Origin of the sequence: Rhizobium sp. L51/94 (assembly GCF_019355555.1) — a bacterium.
GTDB classification, from domain to species: domain Bacteria; phylum Pseudomonadota; class Alphaproteobacteria; order Rhizobiales; family Rhizobiaceae; genus Rhizobium; species Rhizobium rhododendri.
This window is the reverse complement of sequence record NZ_CP072142.1, coordinates 904,061-922,978: the sequence shown is the minus strand read 5'-3', so window position 1 is coordinate 922,978 and position 18,918 is coordinate 904,061. Positions and strand designations below refer to the sequence as shown.

The 18,918-nt window shown below is 57.6% G+C and carries 14 protein-coding genes and 1 pseudogene; 8 read left to right on the top strand and 7 right to left on the bottom strand.

Annotation, left to right across the window (positions count from 1 at the left end; genetic code table 11):
• Positions 1–27 precede the first annotated feature (27 nt).
• Positions 28–1,974, top strand: a complete 1,947-nt coding sequence (locus J5274_RS22210) for a glycoside hydrolase family 127 protein (protein WP_219275106.1) — start codon at positions 28–30, stop codon at positions 1,972–1,974.
• A 10-nt stretch (positions 1,975–1,984) separates the two neighbouring features.
• Positions 1,985–3,082 carry an ABC transporter ATP-binding protein gene (locus J5274_RS22205; protein ID WP_142831592.1) on the top strand — a complete coding sequence of 366 codons (1,098 nt, stop codon included), beginning with the start codon at positions 1,985–1,987 and terminating at the stop codon, positions 3,080–3,082.
• Positions 3,083–3,586: 504 nt separating this feature from the next.
• Here the strand turns inward: J5274_RS22205 and J5274_RS22200 are convergent.
• From J5274_RS22200 to J5274_RS22175, 6 genes are all read right to left on the bottom strand, one after another.
• Positions 3,587–4,456, bottom strand: a complete 870-nt coding sequence (locus J5274_RS22200) for a sugar phosphate isomerase/epimerase family protein (RefSeq protein ID WP_143123092.1) — start codon at positions 4,454–4,456, stop codon at positions 3,587–3,589.
• 195 nt (positions 4,457–4,651) lie between these two features.
• Complete coding sequence (locus J5274_RS22195; RefSeq protein WP_142831594.1) at positions 4,652–5,506, bottom strand: sugar phosphate isomerase/epimerase; 855 nt, start codon at positions 5,504–5,506, stop codon at positions 4,652–4,654.
• A 4-nt stretch (positions 5,507–5,510) separates the two neighbouring features.
• Positions 5,511–6,506, bottom strand: a complete 996-nt coding sequence (locus J5274_RS22190) for an ABC transporter permease (protein ID WP_219275104.1) — start codon at positions 6,504–6,506, stop codon at positions 5,511–5,513.
• On the bottom strand, positions 6,503–7,504 hold the full coding sequence (locus J5274_RS22185) for an ABC transporter permease (RefSeq protein WP_219275103.1): 1,002 nt from the start codon (positions 7,502–7,504) through the stop codon (positions 6,503–6,505). Before J5274_RS22185 ends, J5274_RS22190 begins: the two co-directional genes overlap by 4 nt.
• Complete coding sequence (locus tag J5274_RS22180; RefSeq protein ID WP_219275101.1) at positions 7,497–9,011, bottom strand: sugar ABC transporter ATP-binding protein; 1,515 nt, start codon at positions 9,009–9,011, stop codon at positions 7,497–7,499. Before J5274_RS22180 ends, J5274_RS22185 begins: the two co-directional genes overlap by 8 nt.
• 84 nt (positions 9,012–9,095) lie before the next feature.
• Positions 9,096–10,085, bottom strand: a complete 990-nt coding sequence (locus J5274_RS22175) for an autoinducer 2 ABC transporter substrate-binding protein (protein WP_209206999.1) — start codon at positions 10,083–10,085, stop codon at positions 9,096–9,098.
• A gap of 230 nt (positions 10,086–10,315) precedes the next feature.
• Between J5274_RS22175 and J5274_RS22170 the strand changes: the two genes are divergently transcribed.
• Both J5274_RS22170 and J5274_RS22165 read left to right on the top strand, forming a co-directional pair.
• On the top strand, positions 10,316–11,374 hold the full coding sequence (locus J5274_RS22170) for a LacI family DNA-binding transcriptional regulator (protein WP_209186134.1): 1,059 nt from the start codon (positions 10,316–10,318) through the stop codon (positions 11,372–11,374).
• Between the two features lie 1,535 nt (positions 11,375–12,909).
• Positions 12,910–13,426, top strand: a pseudogene (locus tag J5274_RS22165) (SDR family NAD(P)-dependent oxidoreductase); the annotation flags it as partial.
• A gap of 336 nt (positions 13,427–13,762) precedes the next feature.
• Here the strand turns inward: J5274_RS22165 and J5274_RS22160 are convergent.
• Positions 13,763–14,677 carry a LysR family transcriptional regulator gene (locus J5274_RS22160; protein WP_219275679.1) on the bottom strand — a complete coding sequence of 305 codons (915 nt, stop codon included), beginning with the start codon at positions 14,675–14,677 and terminating at the stop codon, positions 13,763–13,765.
• Between the two features lie 172 nt (positions 14,678–14,849).
• On the opposite strand from J5274_RS22160, the gene J5274_RS22155 reads away from it, so the two are divergent.
• From J5274_RS22155 to J5274_RS22140, 4 genes are all read left to right on the top strand, one after another.
• A complete protein-coding gene (locus J5274_RS22155; protein WP_209186133.1) occupies positions 14,850–16,130 on the top strand; it encodes a serine hydrolase in 1,281 nt (426 codons plus the stop codon).
• A 30-nt stretch (positions 16,131–16,160) separates the two neighbouring features.
• On the top strand, positions 16,161–17,042 hold the full coding sequence (locus J5274_RS22150; RefSeq protein WP_209186132.1) for an NmrA family NAD(P)-binding protein: 882 nt from the start codon (positions 16,161–16,163) through the stop codon (positions 17,040–17,042).
• 71 nt (positions 17,043–17,113) lie between these two features.
• Complete coding sequence (locus tag J5274_RS22145) at positions 17,114–17,941, top strand: aldo/keto reductase (protein WP_209186131.1); 828 nt, start codon at positions 17,114–17,116, stop codon at positions 17,939–17,941.
• 222 nt (positions 17,942–18,163) lie between these two features.
• Positions 18,164–18,592: a hypothetical protein gene (locus tag J5274_RS22140; RefSeq protein ID WP_219275099.1), complete on the top strand. Its 429-nt coding sequence runs from the start codon at positions 18,164–18,166 to the stop codon at positions 18,590–18,592.
• Positions 18,593–18,918: the final 326 nt, after the last annotated feature.

Below are 18,918 nucleotides of genomic sequence, written 5' to 3'. Positions count from 1 at the left end.
TCGCGGCTTCCCCCGCCAGGAGTTTCCATGTCAGTTTCCGACAAGACAACCGCGTCCGAGCCAGACGGCCGTCCAGCCCGCTTCGTTCCCGCCGACCACAGCCGCGTCGAATTCAGCGGCGGCTTCTGGCAGAGCTGGACGGAGACCGTTCGCAGCGTCACCATTCCGTCCCAGCACGATTGCCTCGAGGAGGAAGGATTTCTCGAGGTTCTCGACTTCGGAAAGCCGCCGGGTCCCCTTGCGCGCCCGATCCAGCCCAGCGGCCTGTCGATGCAGCATTTTTTCGATTCCGACTTCGGCAAGTGGATCGAAGCCGCCAGCTACACGCTCAAGGCTCATCCCGATGTCGAGATCGAGGCGAAGATCGAAGCGATCGTCGAAAAACTCGAACAGGGCCAGATGGCCGACGGCTATCTCAACAGCTGGTTCATTCGCCGCGAACCTGAGAAGCGCTGGACGAACCTGCGCGACCTGCACGAGATGTATTCCATGGGCCACCTGTTGGAGGGGGCCGTAGCCTATTTCGAGGCGACCGGAAAGCGGCGCTTTCTCGACGTGATGATCCGCGCCGTCGATCATATCATCGACACTTTCGGCCCCGAGCCCGGTAAACTGCGCGGCTATGACGCGCATGAGGAGATCGAGCTTGCGCTGGTCAAGCTCTACCGCGTCACCCGCGACCCCCGTCATCTCGACCTTGCCGTCTACTTTGTCGACGAGCGGGGCGCCATGCCGTCCTATTATGACGAGGAGGCGCGCAAGCGCGGTGAAAACCCCGACGACTACGTCTATCAGACCTACGCCTACAGCCAGGCGCACATCCCCGTGCGCGAGCAGACGCAGGTGGTCGGCCATGCCGTTCGCGCCATGTATCTGTTCTCGGCCATGGCGGACCTGGCGCATGAGAACAACGATCCCGCGTTGTTTGCCATTTGCGATCGGCTCTTCGACAACCTGACCAGCCGCCAACTCTACGTCACCGGCGGGCTTGGACCATCGGCATCGAACGAAGGTTTTACCCGCGAGTACGATCTTCCCAATGAGACGGCTTATGCAGAGACGTGCGCCGCAGTGGCCTTGGGGTTCTGGGGCCATCGGATGGCACAGATCGACCTCGACAGACGGTTCACGGACAGTCTCGAAACCGTGCTGTTCAACGGCGCTCTCTCCGGCATTTCCCGCGACGGACAACATTATTTCTACGAGAACGTGCTCGAAAGCCACGGCCAGAACCGTCGTTGGAAATGGCATTATTGCCCATGCTGCCCGACGAACATTGCCCGTTTCATCACGTCGCTGGGCCAATATTTTTACTCTGCCAGGGACGGCGAACTCGCGGTTCATCTCTATGGCGCCAATACCGCGGAATTGTCGGTCGGGAATGCTTTCGTCCGTCTCAGGCAGGAAACCCGCTATCCCTGGGATGGCGACATCGGCCTGCGTCTTGGGCTCGAAAACGCCACGCCGCTGACCGTGAAGCTGCGGATTCCGGGCTGGTGCCTTGACGCGACCATCGCCGTCAACGGCGAGCCAGTCGATCTTCGAGCGTGTGTCACCAAAGGTTATGCGTATATCGCCCGGGAATGGCGGGACGGCGACGAAATTCGCCTTTCGTTCGACATGCCGGTGCAGCGGCTCTATGCCCATCCGGCGGCAAGCGAAGACAGCGGTCGCGTGGCGCTGCGGCGCGGTCCCGTTGTCTATTGCGTCGAGGAAACCGACATCGGCGGTGAACCGCAGCGGCTTCGTCTGCCTGCCGATGCGGTGATCGGTACGCGTTTCGAAGCGGAGCTTCTCGGCGGCGCCATGGTGCTGGAAGGCGAAGCGCTGGAAGCGGACGCCAGCGACTGGAGCGACAGCCTCTACCGTACGTCGCCGCCAGCTTTGGTTCCGAAACCATTCAAGGCAATTCCGTATCATCTCTGGGCGAACCGCGAGCCGGGTGCGATGCTCGTTTGGCTGCAGGAAAATTAGGAGAAGAGCGATGGCAAGGCTTCAACTCAAAAGCGTCGTCAAATCCTACGGTATTTATGAAGCCGTGCGCGGCATCGATCTCGATATCGAGGACAACGAGTTCGTCGTCTTCGTCGGCCCTTCCGGCTGCGGAAAATCGACCACGCTCCGGATGATCGCCGGGCTGGAGCACATCACCGCCGGCGATATCGTCATCGGCGACCGTGTCGTCACCAATCTCGGTCCGGGCAAGCGCGATATCGCCATGGTGTTTCAGAACTACGCGCTCTATCCGCACATGTCGGTCCGGGAGAACATCGCCTTCTGTCTGCAGCAGCAGAAACTCGCAAAACCCGAAATCGAGGCCAGGATCAGACGCGCATCGGAAACGCTGCATATCACCGAACTCCTGGATCGGCGGCCCGGCCAACTGTCCGGCGGTCAGCGTCAGCGCGTCGCCATGGGCCGGGCGATCGTGCGCAATCCGAAGGTGTTTCTGTTCGACGAGCCGCTGTCGAACCTGGATGCGAAGCTCCGCGTCCAGATGCGCACCGAAATCAAAAGGCTTCATCAGATCCTGCCGACGACCACCGTCTACGTCACCCATGACCAGGTCGAAGCGATGACGATGGCAGACCGTGTCGTGGTGATGAATGCAGGACTTGTCGAGCAAGTTGGACCGCCGCAGGAGTTGTACCACAGCCCGGCGAGCCTGTTCGTCGCCGGGTTCATCGGCTCGCCATCGATGAACTTTCTTGAAGCAGAACTCATCGACCGCGACGGCGTCCCGGCCGTGCGGCTGGCGGATGGTACGCTGCTGGCGATACCGGCACAACGTCTGGCCGGCTATGCGCCGCATGTCGGGAAAGCCGTTACCTTCGGTATCCGTCCCGAGTCGATATCCCCTCGACAGGAGCGCGAGGGCTTTGCGAGTATCGACGTGATGGTTGACCTGGTGGAGCCGCTGGGACCGTCGACGATGATCTATTTCGATGTAGCAAATATCACGCTCTGCGCCAGCATCAGCCCTGACAGCGGTGCGCGGCCCCAGACGACGATGCCGATCTCGGTGAATATGAACCAGATGCATTTGTTCGACCGGGAAAGCGGACGATCCTTGCGTACCTAAACGAGGCCGCACTGTCGCCCGTGTCTACTACTTGCGCTTGAACAGATACGAACTGCCGACCCGCAGAAAATAAAAAGGCAAGCAACATGAACGGAGTAAGCTACGCCCATTTATGAAACCTACCTGGGCGGTGCCGCTACATCAAAGACGGTCAGGGCGCGGAGATCAAAGGACCTTCATCGCAAGTTGAAGGCTAAGCTTTTCAACACGGCCAAGCGCTAAGCCTAGATTAGCGCGTACTCAGCCGCGTAGATATCATGTTCGTCTCAAGGCAGTTGCGAGTCAATTAACAGCAACGTCTATCAAAAACCACCCGCGCATCGAACGCGTCTAGCGTAACTCGCCCTCCTCACTCGCGCCGCTATGATTTTAACTTAAATCTGATACTTATCTGATCAGCAGGCGTGTGTTTTCTTGCAGGTTTGAAGCGCCATTCGGGCCCGGAGACGAAGCATAGGCCTGAATGGCATTCTACATGATCAACTGAATATGCGACCAGATTCGTTAAGAGCCGAGAACGAAACGAGAAAATGCGAGTGCATTTCGCGCATCTTCATCCATTTTGGCTTCGTCTGCACCATCGCTCAGATCGCGCCACACCCTGATGTCGGAGCCTATCGTTCCACCCGTTTTGACAAAAGGCTCCATCACGACGGCACCAGTGTAATTGATGTCGCGCAGTGCGAGACTGATCTCATGCCAAGGTAGTCGGCCTTTGCCCGGGACACGGCGATTGCTTTCGCCGGTGTGGAAATGCCCGAGGAGCGGGCCCGCGGTGCGGATGGCATCGCCAAAGCTGTCCTCCTCGATGTTCATATGGAATGTATCAAGCATCACTTTGACATTGGGCTTGCCGACATCGTTGATGAAGGCCACGCCTTCTGCCGCGGTGTTGAGAACGTGGTTCTCGAAGCGATTCAGCACCTCGATGCAGAGGTTTATGCCCAGGTCGTTGGCAAAGTCCGCGATACCGTGAATGCCCTCGACCCCGCGTGCACGGTCGCCTTCCTTGTCGACAGGCGTTGAATAGTCCACCGGCCAATAGGAATGGAGCGCACCGCCGATTGTCTTGATATCAAGCTTTGCGACGTTCTTGAGCGTTTGCTGGAAAAATACCTTACCAGCTTGCCGCACGGCAATATCAGGGGACGACAGGTTCTTGGCCTTGGAAGGCCCAATGCCGGCGGTTAGAATGATACTGTTGTCTGCCGCGCTCTGTTTGATCAGGGCAAGATCTGCGTCGCTATAGTCGTTGATGTGGTGCGCAGCCACTTCGATGACATCGAAGCCAAGCTTCGCAACCTTCTCGATGTATGGAGCAAAACTGGCGCTCCACTCATGTTCCCAGTAAGAATAGTAAATTCCATGCTTCATTGGAGCCTCCTTGAGTTTTCAGATGCAGATGTTCAGAACGACCAGCCGTCGAGAAAATTTGATCGGGTTAATATTCGTCGTCTCCTCCTTGCGAATGGAATTACCTCCCTGCCTAGAAGCGTCGCATGACAGCCGGACCGTCCGTCTTTGCCGGAGTGCAAGCTGCGATCGCCGGCGGCAAATGCCGGCTTGACTTCAACGGGAGAACAATCCGTATTGCGCGGCCTTACCGCGCAGAAAAGACAAACCGTCGCCCATCACCTGTTCAACGTCGCGCGCGACCGGGCGCCATGTCGATATGTCACCCGCCATGTCCGCTGGCATGCCGACAAAACTTTCCAGCGTCAGGACTCCCTTGAAATCGACCGCGGCGAGAGAAGCGAAAATAGGATCCCAAGGAACGTTTCCGTAGCCGGGCGTGCCTCTGTCGCTCTCCGACATATGCATGTATTTCAGATGATTGCCGGCGTTCAGGATGCCGTTTCCGGCGCCCTTCTCCTCGATATTCATGTGGAAGGTGTCGAGATGGATGAAGACGTTGTCCAGACTGATCCGTTCGACCAAGGTGACCGCCTGCTCGGCGGAGTTTATCAAGTGGCTTTCATAGCGGTTCACCGCCTCGACACCAAGCTGGATGCCATGAAGCTTCGCATGGGTGCCGGCGGCGTGCAGGGCGCGCACCAGATTGTCATATTCGGCCTGCGTCGGGGGCAGCCCGGTCCGCTCGTTGGTACCACCGTATGTCACACCAGTCAGCGCTTCGCCCCCCAGCGCTGCCGCCGTGTCAATTGCAATCTTGAGATGTTCGATCGCCGCATCCGGTCGAACCGAAGCCCATGCCGCCTGCGGCAACACCAGGGAGCAAGCAGCGCGCAGGGAATGTCTATCGAGAAGTTGGCGCGTGTGTCTTGCATCAACCGACGTCGCGTCCAGTAGTGGTATTTCGATGAAATCCAGCCCGTACTCGGCCGCGCCGGCTATCGCTTTCTCCGCACCGGGGCGGTCCCACTTCATCGTCCATATGCTTGCATGAATGCCGAACCCTTGCATATGCCTAACCTCTTCTGCTGCTGAAAACTTTGTACTGCGATGCGGCCCATCGAAGGATCATGACGCCGACAAGCAGCAGGCCCCAGACGGCGGTTGCCAGATGCTGATTTGCGCCCATCAGGTTCAGGCCAGAAGACAGAAGCTGTAAAACGACGAGAGCGACGAAGACTGGAATGACCCGGCCGAAACCGCCGAATGGATTGATGCCGCCGAGAAAGCATGCAAGCACCGTAATCAACAGGTAAGATTCACCATGTCCGACCCGGACGGAGTTGAAACGCGCCATCATGACGATACCGGCGATGGCACACATCGCTCCGGACAAGGTGTAGACCAGGATAACCACCCTGCGCGTGCTGACGCCGGAATAGCGGGCGGCCTCGATATTGGAGCCAATCATATAGGTGTTGAAGCCCAGCTTCGTGCGCGTCAGCAGCACGTGCCACACCAGCACGCAGCCGAGCAAGACGATCAGCGGGATGGGAATCCCAAGCCAGCTGCCGTGACCCAGCGGCTGAATAAAATCAGGAAAGCCAGAAACATCGCCACCGCGCGTGAGGAATTCGCCGAGGCCCCGAACGAAGATCATCATGGAAAGAGACACCAGGATCGGGTGCGCCCGCGTGTATGCCACGACGACGCCCATGATCAAGCCGGTGGAAGCGCCGGCTACGACCGCACATAGGCAGCCGACCGCGAATATGAAGGGGCTGGCATCCACGCCGCCATTGGCCTGCAGGATCCAGGCGACGGTCAGCCCGGCGAAGTTAGCGGTGAACGTGACCGCCAGATTGAGCCCACCGGTCAAAACCGGCAAAAGCATCGCCAATGTTAGCAACCCCAATTCCGGCAGTTGGAACGCAACGGAACCGAAGGTCGCCTGGCTTAAAAACTGCGGCGACGCGATGCTGAAGAACAAGAGCACGGCCATCAACGCGAGGAAGGGTCCAACCATCTCCTTGCCGAAGCGCCTATGGAAAGTTTCAACGATAGCGGTCATTGCGTTTTACCCTCCTTGCGAAGGAACGGCATGAGCCGATCGATGCGCGTGTTCGACACGGTGATGGCTACCAGAATGATGGCGCCAATGATCATCTTGAAGGCGAAGGGCGACACGCCCATCAGGTTCAGTCCGTTTTGTATGATGGCGATCATCAGGATCCCCAGCACGCAGCCAAGCACCGATCCTTTTCCGCCACCAAGGCGCGCGCCGCCAAGCACAACCGCCGCCAGCACATCGAGCTCGCGGCCATACAGAGCGTTCGGAACCACTTCTTGGGCGTAGTGCGCCTGGACAAGGCCGCCGATGCCGGACATAAGCCCCAGCCAGCCGAAGGCGATGAACTGCATCGCTCCGACATTGATGCCGAACCGTCGCGCGCCCTCCGGGTTGTCGCCAAATGCGTAGAGTTGGCGTCCGATCGTCGTGCGGGTGATCAGCAGCCAGGTCGCGATGACGCACAGCACCATGACGAGAACCGGAAGCGTGATCTCGATCCAGGTACCATTGGGCATCTCGTGTTCGAAAAGCACCACCCGGCTGGTCAGCCAATCCGGCAAATTGTAGATCGACACGCCGCCGGTAAGAAACATCAGCAGGCCAAAATAGATATTGAAGGTTGAGATCGTCGCAACGATGGAAATGATGCGGAAGCGATGGATCAGAAAGGCATTGAGCGCGCCCAAGAGAATTCCGACCGAACCGGCGATAATGAGCCCAGACACCCAGCCGCCGCCGCCAATCCAGCCGAGCGCGATGACGGTGACGTATTGCACGACGGACGCACTAACCGCGAAGGATATGTCGATGCCACCGGCGATCAGGACGACCAACAGGCCGACCGCGAAGATGATGTTGACCGAGCTTGTGTTGAGCAGATCGAACGTATTGCCGAGCGAGAAAAAATTATCGGTGGCGAACGACAGATAAATGCAGATGACGGCAATGACGCCGATGAGCGCACTTTCGGTCGCGTGAGTACGAATAAAACTACGCATAAACAGCCGCCTCGATTTCCTGGAGTGAGCAATGCCGCGGATCGAACGAGCCGACGATCTCTCCTTTCGCCATGTGCAGCACCCGGTCTGCGTTGAAATAAACCTCCGGCACCTCGTCCGAAATCAGAATGATCGCCAGTCCGGTCTTCGCCAATTTGGCGACGATCTCGAAAATTCCGGCCCGAGCGCCGACATCGACACCAACCGTCGGCGAATCGAGAATGAGCAGCTTCGGCTCGGTCGCCAGCCACTTGGCAATCGCAATGCGCTGCTGGTTACCGCCTGAGAGCGTCGAGATCGCGTCTTCCTGAAGCCCTATCTTGACACCGAGTTCGCGGATCCATCCAGCAACGAGATCGTGCTTCTTTTTGTCCGAAAGAAATCCGCCGGATCGGATTTTGTAGAGTGACGAGATCACCAGATTGTCGGCAATCGACTGCGGTTGAATGAGACCAAGAGACAGACGGTCCTCCGACAGATAGGCAATTCCAGCATCGATGGCGTCCCGATTGGAGGAAAACCGGACAACCGAGCCTTCGAGCGTCACCGTGCCGGAGTCTGGCCGGTTCATGCCGAACAATGCGAGCGCCAATTCCGTCCGCCCGGCGCCCAAAAGCCCGGTGATGCCAAGCGTTTCGCCGCGTCGAACGGTGAGCGAGATATTCTCGAACTGACCGCGACGACTAAGCGACTTGACCTCAAGAACGGTCGGCTGGTCTTCTTTCAAGGTGGCCCGAAGGTGATTGTCGAAATTCTTGCCCGTCATCAGTTCGGTGATGCGAGACTGGGTCATGCCCTCCGTCGAGTAGGCGCCGACCAGGGCTCCGTCGCGAAGGACGGTCAGGCGGCTCGAAATCTCCAGCACCTCGGCTAGGCGGTGACTGACAAAGACGACGGCAACGCCGTCGGCGGACAGAGTGCGCACAATATTCAGAAGATGATCGGTCTCCGATTGCGTCAGCGACGCGGTTGGTTCGTCCATGAAGACGATCTTCGCCTCGCCGACTAGGGCGCGGGCAATCGCGACGATCTGTCTCTGCGCTATGGGAAATTCCTTGAGCGGCAGATCGATATTCAAATCGACTCCAAGCCGCTTGAGAGCGCTCAATGCCAGCCGCCGCATGTGGCGATAATTGACGAATCGAGGCCAGCGACCGAGAACGGTCTGGAAGGCAATGTTTTCCGCGACGGTCATCTCCGGAAAAAGTGCAAGATCTTGCCAAATGACCTGGATGCCCTTTGTCTGTGCCGTGACCGGCGACATATCCGGGTAGGCCTGACCATCGAATTCAATGATTGCCCCAGGCGCCGGACGATATACTCCAGTGATGATTTTGATCAGGGTGCTTTTGCCAGAGCCATTCTCGCCGGCAAGGCAATGGACTTCGCCCGGCAGCACATCAAAGGAGACATTCTTCAACGCATGGACGCCGCCAAACGTAATATTGATGTCGCGCAGCGACAGCAGCGGTCGGCTGCCCGCAGTCGCACTATCGATCTCATGCATTCAGATGTGCTCGCCCGTTTTGGTGGATGGTCAACGAGCCGGGCCAGCCCAAGCAGGCCCAGCTTGCTGGGAGGAACAAGTGTCCTAGAGGCCCATGGCGGCCAGACCAGCGACCGTGTCCTTGTTGATCTGGACAAGCTGGTCGACTATGATGTTGTGGTTGGTGAAATCAGGATGGATGACGCCGAGACCCTCGATCGTATCGCCGTCCTTCAGTTGCTCGCCCTTCATCAATTTGTCGGCGAGCGTCACGAAAACTTCGCCGGCTTGCTTCGGATTCCACATAATCCCGCCCGAGATCGCATCCGATTTCAGTAGCTTCTCGCCCTGACCGGGCGAGAAGGGACCCAGGACAAAAATCTTGCCGGTCTTGCGCCGCTCTTCAACAGCACGGCCGGCGCCGATTGGCCCTTGGCTGCCGAAAGCCAAGAAACCCGTCAAATTCGGGTGTGCGGAGATCAGATCCAAAGCGGTGCTGCGACTTTTGTCGACATCCTCAGCCACGCCGTAGCGATCGCCGACCAGCTTCATGTCCGGATTATTTTTCTTCAGATAGGCAATGGCCGCATCGGCCCAGGCATTGTGCAGGGGAACCGTCAGCGAACCGACAAATACCGCGTATTCGCCTTTTCCGCCCATCTTGTCGGCGAGCAGCTTTCCGTAAGCCTCGCCGAAGCCCTTCGAAGAGGCGAGTTCGAAGTCCCAATCGGCGCCTTTCTGACTGGGCGACTCATGGGTGATGACGATGATGCCCTTTTCTCGCGCCTTGGTGAGTACCGGCTCCAGAACCTTAGCGTCGTTCGGCACCACACCGATGACCTTCACGCCCTGGGCAATCAGATCCTCTATGGCGCGAACCTGCAGTGCGGGGTCAGAACTCGTTGGACCGACCATCGTCGCATCAATACCGAGCTTCTTGCCTTGTTCCTTAATGCCGGCTTCCATCGCATTGAACCACGGGATGCCGCCAATCTTGACGACCACGCCGACTTTGCCGGCGTCAGCGGCAAAGGCGGCTGCAGCCGTTGAAAGCGCCAGCGACGCGGCCAGCGCGGCAACGATAAATTTGGTCATGATTTCTCCTCCACAGTTCCCGCAGGAACATGCAGACGCCCACGAAGGCGCCCTCTCCTCATCCCTGACGACGGCCGAAGCCTTCGCCACCTCATTCCCCACTTCCCGATGGGGCCACCAGAAGCACAATCGATATTTCTTTTTGCACAATCGATGGTGCAAATATCATCTATCTAATGTGGGCTTTCGTCAAGAGGGGACGGAGGATAAGAGAAAATTAAGGAGCGACCATGAAAGACGACAGCAAGAAAAAGGCCACGATTTACGATCTCTCTGTGCTTTCGGGAATCTCCGCCTCGACTGTCAGTGCGGTTCTCAACGGCACGTGGCAAAAGCGGCGCATCAAGGAAAGTACGGCGGCGCTCATTCGCGGCCTCGCCGACAAGCATCAATATACCGCCAACCGCCAGGCACGAGGCCTTCGCAGCTCCAGGTCCGGCTTGGTGGGCCTTATGCTTCCGGTCTACGACAATCGCTATTTTTCGTCGATGGCCCAGGCATTTGAAGCGCACGTGCGGCAACGGGGCCAATGCCCGATTGTCGTAAGCTCGGGTCGCGATCCTCAGGAAGAACGCGAGACGGCAGAGGATCTCATATCCTATTCAATCGACGAGCTGTTTATTTGCGGTGCCACCGACCCTGATGGTGTGCATGATGTCTGCGAAGCCGCAGGGTTAAGACACGTCAATATCGATCTGCCCGGGTCGAAGACCCACTCGGTGATCAGCGACAACTATCAGGGTGCGAGGACGCTTACCGAGGCAATTATTCGGCACTTCCCTGCGGACGATCCGTTGCGAGCTGACGAGATCTTTCTGTTCGGCGGGCGTGACGATCACGCCACGCGTGAGCGTATACGAGGGTTTCGAGATGCTCGCGGTGAACTGCTCGGCGTTGGAGTGGAAGACGGAACCCAATCTACCGGCTACTCTCCGAACGCAATGCGGATTGCCTTTGAGTCATATTTTCAGCGTACGGGGAAACTTCCAAGGGCATTGTTCGTCAACTCTTCTATCAACTTCGAGGGTTTGCTGCGTTTCATGTCGGCTCACCCGCACGAACTTTTCGCTGATTTGGTGGTCGGGTGCTTTGACTATGACCCCTTCGCTTCATTCCTTCCTTTTCCGGTGTTCATGATGAAGCAAGATGTAGAAGGGATGCTTTCCAAGGCCTTCGAGCTCATCAAACAGCCTTCTACCCACCCGTTGATGCATCTCGTTGCATCGCAGTTAGTTCCTCCGCGTACTGCACTCCTTGGCCCATTGGACAACCTCAAAGATGCTCTCTGAAAAGTCGCCAAACCTTGTTGTCGAGTTTGGCGGCTTTGAAATTACCTAGAAACGCACGCCTTTAAAGGATTCGAACTGGCGTGCTTGTAGCGAGAGAAGCTAAAATATTGATCTTTTGGGTTGCGCGGCTCTCCAACTCGATCGCTCAGCTGATGGATGGAGCGGGAGAAAAGGCCAATACGGGAAACGCCAAGCGTTACCAGCTCACGAACCCATTTGGGGTTATCACACCCTTGCCTCTGCGGACAACGGTCGATAAACGAGCATCCAGCGGGCAGGTGTCGGTTGCTTGGCAATTGGCCTGTCTCGGCATTCGGCCAATCACCATGAGGCATCGCAGATGCGTGACGTTATCCACGTGGCCAATCAGTTTTAATCCAACGCTTGCAGATACCGGTGAAGTTGGATCGTGACGTATCCGGATAGAAGGGTTGCTGGGAGCACTTGTTGCGCGAGATATACGATGAATTGGCCCCACACAAGTGGGGCCAGCCGCGCATCAACAATCGCCTGGGGGCGGTGGTGCAAACCCCGGCGGTGGCCGTGGTGGTGGCCCGCGCCTGAAACCAGGCAGTGGTTCGTCGTCATAGCCGTTCCAGTGCCGCCGCGGCGGGGGTGGTGGCATACGATTAAAATAGCACGGCCCGTCAGGACCCAGGTGTCAGCCTCGCCCGAAAGCATAGTCTACATGCAGCACGAACAATGACACGCCCGCTGGGCTAACGGTACCAGGCACCGCCACTGAAGCGGTCGAAGCAAGGCCTTATATGGTCAGTCCTATAGTCAAGAACATTGTTTTCATAAGGTGTTCACATAGGTTTTGAGGTCCAAACGACATGATGGAAGAAGCCGCTCGGTGTCTGGCCCCGACTAGGCGGGGCCATCTCTTTTAGTTGTCGTCGCCGGGTGGCGGCGGCGGTGGTGGCAAGCCACGATCATCGCCAGGGCGCGGATGGTTGAGATGGCGACGCGGCGGTGGCGGTGGTGGGCCATTCCGAATGCAACGGCCGTCGCGTCCAAGATGGCGACGCGGGCCACACTCACGGTCAACCAAAACAACCGAGTTCGATTGAGCGACCGAAAGACCGGCCGCAGGCATGGCGTAACTGGCTGAGGCGGACATACAGCTGGTTATAGCGGTGAACACCAATATTAGCTTTTTCACTTTCTCTCCTAAACTGCCCCACGTCGGATCAGTTAGCGCATCCCGGGTGAATATCCAGTGGATCATAGAGACAACTAGAGGAGCCCTGGTGGAACGACCTCGTTTCGATCTCGCGGCCCCTGCTATCGAGATGACCCCACAGAACTGGAACTGTGAGGATGTGGACGATTGCAGTCACAAAAAAATGCAGCCTCCTCGTCGCCGAGCACGCATCCGGACAGCAAGCTCGGCTCATTCTTGCTGTCATTGTCGCGCCATAACTCGGGAGCCCCTTCAAGAACATCCTAAAATACCCTCGAGCTTCCTCGAACCTGCCGTATGGCCGGGTTGGCTGTGACGGCAGAAGTCAGTTCCGGCATTGACTAAGGTCAACTTTGGCCTCCTCAACGTAACCCGCGCCGTCCTGCCCTTCATGCGCCGGGCACGTTCCGGCCGCATCCTGAATATCTCGTCGATCGGCGGCTATCGCGGCGTCGCTGGCTTCGATGTTTACCCAACGAAATTCGCGGTCGAAGGGCTGAGCGAGGCTCTACATGACGAACTTGCACCGCTTGGCATTCAAGTCACCGTCATCGAGCCGGGCTATTTCAGCACCGACTTCCTCGACAGCTCATCCTTGTCCGTCAGCGGTAATATCATCGGCGATTATGCAGACACTTCCGGCAAGGTGCGAACCATAGACCGCCGGTCTCAGCCATAATCAACCCGGCAACCCTCAAAAGCTGGCAGAGGCGCTCATCGCCTTCACTGACGCCCCCAATCCGCCGGTCCGCCTGCCGCTCGGTAGCGACACGGTCGCCGCGATCGAGAAAAAGCACGCACAAGACGCTGCCATTCTCTCCGAATCGCGCACCGTCTCGTTCTCGACCGACTTCGCCGTTGACTAACGACGGCGCTCGTCTGATTAACTTCGTGAAATGGGAGGCCGCTTTCGGGGCCTCTCATCGCCTTAAAAGGTATCGAACCGCGTTTTTCAATTCTCGGCGATTTAAGAGACTGAAGACCCTTCCAGTGACTAAAAAACCCCGACTTAAGGATAGTGCCGTACTGAACTGAACCGTTGCCAACGCCGCGCCGCATACGCCGTATGTGGCCACAGCTGCGTATCCCCGGGCAAATATTTCAATTCATCTGCGTGAAAATCAGGGTCCGCAGCTCTGACCGCACCGTGTTGTGCAAAAACAAGGATTTCTCTAACAGCCCCCGCAATCATCTTCTTTCGCTCAGCCGTCGCGCGCTTTCTCCTTGGCGACCTGCTGCACAAAATCGAGGAAAGCTCTGACCTTTGCCGGCGGCAGATGGCGCGCTGGATGGTACGCGTAGAGGGGATAATGTTCGTCCGACCAGTCTTTGAGAATTTGTCTTAGTCCGCCGCCTTTCAGCCAGGGATCCAAACCGATCTCCAGGCTCTGAAAGATACCTTGGCCGGCAATGCAGGCGGCGATCGCGGCGGATGGGTCGTCAAAAATTATCCTGCCGACGACTTTTACGCTGACAACTTCACCACCTCGATGAAATTCCCAAGGGAAAGCTCGGCCGGTCTCGGGGTCTCGGAACAGAATAACTTCGTGTCCACCTATCTCCTCCGGCCGGACCGGCTCGCCGAATTTCTCGAGATAGGCGGGGGCCGCGCACGTGATGACGCGGATATCCAGAAGCTTTCTTGCGATGAGTGACCCGGCATTGGTCGATCCAAATCGGACGGCCACATCGAACCCGCTCATCATGTCGTCACGGGCGTTCGTCGTCATAAGATCGATTTTCAGATCCGGATATTTCTCGGTGAACCGCGGAAGCTGGGGCGCTAATACCATCCTTGCAAACCAAGGGTCGATCGATACGCGCAGCCTCCCGCCGACCGCTGCTGCCGATCCCGAGGCGGTCGCAGCCGCTTCTTCCAGGCCCGCCACGAGCGGCACCGCTTGTAGACGAAACAAACGACCCTCTTCGGTCAGCGCGACAGAACGGGGTGTGCGGTCGAAGAGACGCACGCCCATCCTTGTTTCCAGTCGTCCGATTGCTCGGCTGATGCCGGAAGGGGTCACTCCCAATACGTCCGCGGCCTTGGCAAAATTGCCGGCGTCGGCAACTGCCAAGAATACACTTACCCCAGTAAGAAGACGTCCGTCGAACCTCATGACAAAGCTTTCGCATTCCGGGAAAACGAATAACAGTGATTTTTTGTCATTTTGAATATGACTATTATGATCTTTTAGCATGGCTCGGCTGTTGGTAGGTATTCGCCGTCAGCCTTTCGAAGGCGAGCGGTTTACCAGACCCGCGATCCGTCTGGATTCAAGGTAAACAATCATGAGTGAGATCACGAGAAGAGCGGTGCTGACACGCGGCACCATGGCCGCCGCCGCGGCATGTCTTGGGGCAAGCGCTGTTCAGGCGGCCAGCCAAAGCCCGCGCCTCAAAAATGCGAAGTTTAACTCGATCGATGCCGCGATAGAGAAGGCAGTCAATGACCGCACGGTCGCTGGTGCGGTCGCTATGGCTGCAACGCAGAAGGGAATCGTCTACGAAGGCCTTTTCGGCAAGGCAAACGTGGACACCGGTACCGCAATGCGGCCTGACACGGTCTTTTGGCTTTTGTCGATGACGAAGGCGATCACAGCGACAGCATGCATGCAGCTGGTTGAGCAGGGCCGCCTCAAGCTGGATGATGACGCATCGAAATACCTGCCGCAGCTTGCTGCACCCAAAATTCTGGTAGGTTTTGATGCCAACGGTCAGCCACAGCTGCGTTCCGCCAAGAACTCAATCAAGGTTCATCACCTTCTGACGCATACCTCCGGCTACACCTATGCGAACTGGAGCGATGTGATAGTGCGCTACGAGACCGCCACCGGTTTACCCGATATCGCAACCTGCCAGAACGCCGCCTTCAATGTGCCGCTCGAATTCGAGCCGGGGGAACGATGGCAGTACGGCATCAGCATGGACTGGACTGGTAAGCTGGTCGAAGCTGTCAGCGATCAGTCGTTGGAAGTCTATTTCCGGGAGAACATTTTTGCGCCTCTCGGAATGAAGGATTCGGGATTTCTGATCAGCAGCGAGCAGAAGCGCCGTGTCGCGACATGTTTCAGCAGAGAGACTGATGGCGGCTTGAAAGCAATGCCGTTCGAGATGCCTCAGAGGCCGGAATTTTTCATGGGCGGTGGCGGCGCATACAGCACCCCGCAAGACTACATGATGCTCCTTCAGGCATTGCTCCATGGAGGCAAGTTGAACGGGGTTCAGATCCTCAAGCCTGAGACCGTCGCGATGATGATGCAGAACCAGATCGGGGATCTGAATGTTCGCAAGATGGAGTCGGCCGCACCGGCCTATTCGAACAGCTTCGATCAGTTCCCGGATCAGAAGCACAAATGGGGCTACTCTTTCGACATCAACACTGAGGCTGGGCCACACGGCCGCTCCGCAGGCAGTGCATCCTGGGCTGGGCTACTCAATTGCTACTTCTGGATTGATCCGGTTCGCCGGGTGACTGGGTCCCTCTTTACGCAGCTTCTTCCTTTCTATGACGACCGCGTCGTTGCTCTCTACGGCGACTTCGAACGCGGGCTCTATGACGGGCTCGCTTAATCTCTCCTCTTTCTGAATGGAAAATCAGACATGTACGCAATCACTGGAATCACCGGCAAAGTCGGCGGCGCTCTTGCGCGGACTCTGCTCGCCAACGGCAAAGCCGTCCGTGCGATCGTTCGCGATCAGGCCAAGGGCACTTCGTGGGCCGCTCTCGGCTGCGATGTCGCTCTAGCCGAGATGGAAGACGGAAAGGCGCTTTCGGCGGCCTTTGCCGGCACTGAGGCCGTCTTCATTCTTCCGCCGTCCGAGTTCGACCCTGAGCCTGGCTATCCCGAGGCGCAAAAGGTGATCGACAGTGTCGTCGCCGCTCTAAAGACCGCACGCCCGAAAAAGGTCCTCTGCCTGTCGACGATCGGCGCAGACGCGAAAGAGGACAATCTGCTGTCCCAGCGCACGATGCTGGAAAATGCCCTTAACGAGCTTGACCTGCCTGTCACCTTCCTCCGACCCGCATGGTTCATGGAAAATGCACTTTGGGACTTAGGCACGGCCCGCGACACTGGCATTCTTCACAGCTTCCTGCAGCCCGCGGACAAAAAGTTCCCGATGATCGCAACGAAGGACATCGGCATCCTGGCGGCAGAGCTGATCCAGCAGGATTGGACCGGAAAACGCGTCGTCGAGTTGGAGGCTGCTCAACGGGTATCGCCAGATGACCTCGCGCAAGCCTTCGCAGTGGCGCTCAACAGGCCGGTGAAGGTCGAAATTGTCAACCGCGCAACTTGGGAGGAGCTGTTCCGCTCGCAGGGGATGAAGAACCCGACGCCGCGTATTCGCATGCTCGACGGCTTCAATGAAAGCTGGATCGAGTTCAAGGACAGCGGTCGCCTGGCGGAAAAGGGAAACACCTCGCTGCAGCAGGTCGTGGACGCACTCGTGGCCGGTGACAACACAGACGATCGCGCCTGATCGAACGATTAGGATGCAGGGGGGCGCCCACCTGCATCTCCAGCTTTGTTGTTGTGGAAGGAAAATATCCAATGGACACGATCGAAACGCAAGGTGTGACGATACCTCGTCTTGGCCTCGGAACGTTCCGGATGCCGGGTGCCGGCGCGCAACCGGCGGTGGAAAGCGCGCTTTCGCTCGGATATCGGCATATTGATACCGCGGCAATGTATGAAAATGAGGCGGCGGTCGGTACGGCGATTGCAGGCTCAGGTATTCATCGCCGCGAACTCTTCGTCACGACCAAGGTTTGGCACGATCAACTGGCGCCGGGTGCTTTGCAGCGAGCCTTCGCGACTAGCCTCGAAAAGCTGAAGATGGACTATGTCGATCTTTTTCTCGTGCATTGGCCGTCGGCGGACATGGACATTGCGGCGACCCTGACTGCCATGGGCCGTCTTCGTGAACATGGCTTCGCGAGAGCAATCGGCGTGTGCAATTTCAACATGCCAATGATCCGGCACGTTGTGGAAGACATACAGGTTCCGATCGCGGTTCATCAAATCGAGTACCATCCGTATCTGTCGCAGGCGCCCATGCTTCAGTACCTGCGCGCCAAGGGAATTGCGCTGACCGCTTATGCCCCTTTGGCGCAGGGCCGCGCGGCGAGCGATCCGACCCTGCAGTCGATTGGCCGGAAACACAATGTTAGCGCGTCGCAAGTTGCTATCGCCTGGCTCCTTGGCCAGGACGGGGTGATCGCGATCCCGAAGGCTGGACGAACCGAGACCCAAAAGGCCAATCTCGCGGCGGCATCGATCCGGCTGGATGACGAAGACCTCTCTTTGATAGCCTCCCTCCCCAAGGACCAACGCTTCGTCAATCCCCCGTTTGCGTGTGACTGGAATGCCACCGACTGAAGACTGGGCGATTACTCAGGAGCGCTGTCAGGCACGGCAGTGAGCGAGCAGCGTCTCCACCACAGTGATTCGTGATCGCCGCGCCATGGTGGCGGGGCTGTAGCAGGCGCGATGTCCAAAACGTGGTCGCGTTTCGGCGGAGGCTTCACTGGGTCAACTGCAATCCAAGCACTTTCTTACAGCCAATAAGAATCCGATGACGAGAATGAAAGGGATAGCGTCTTGGATACCGATTTCGACGTAGCGCGACCGCTTGGCGTCGTTGAGGACTTCTTCTGGCTCTTCGATCATAGTTGTCCCAAGCATTTCTGTATCGTCGCAGAGATAAAAGGTCGAACTCTCGTGACTGATTGGAAGGCGGCGGCGGATGCATTGCAGGCACGTCATCCAATGCTATTTGTCTCGATCGATTGTACGCGACAGCGAATACCCCATTTCTACAAAGGCTCTCGGCGCCCCATCCCGCTGCGCGTCGCGCCTTCTGGAACAACTTGGGGGAGAGAAGCGGAACGTGAGATCAGTTCGCCGTTTGATCCGACGGAGGGGCCGCTTGCTCGCGGCTTGTCATCAATCTCTTTGCTGCGCGATTTACTTTCGGCAATTTCGGGGCAGCAACTGGATCCCTATGAATTCCCGCCCTCGATCGACTAGAAATTGGATGCTCCTACGCGACCATCATCGGCACCTGGCAAGAAACTCTCGCACACGCTCGCTGTCGGATGCTTGAAACAGCCAGCGGTTACCCGACCGAGCACTCAACACTCTGGTAGCCTTTGAGCTTCGACGTAGTGGTGGAGCCTGACGAGCCACTGGAGAAATGCACGGTTGCGCGTCTAACCTCGTCGGCAACCGCAGGCACAGCAGCCAACACCGCAAGACCAAACATCAGATATCCGATCATTCGCATTGCAAAGCCTTTCCGGGTTGATATTGGCAGAGGGAATTAAAGACTGGATCTGCGGCATTAGCAAAGCCGA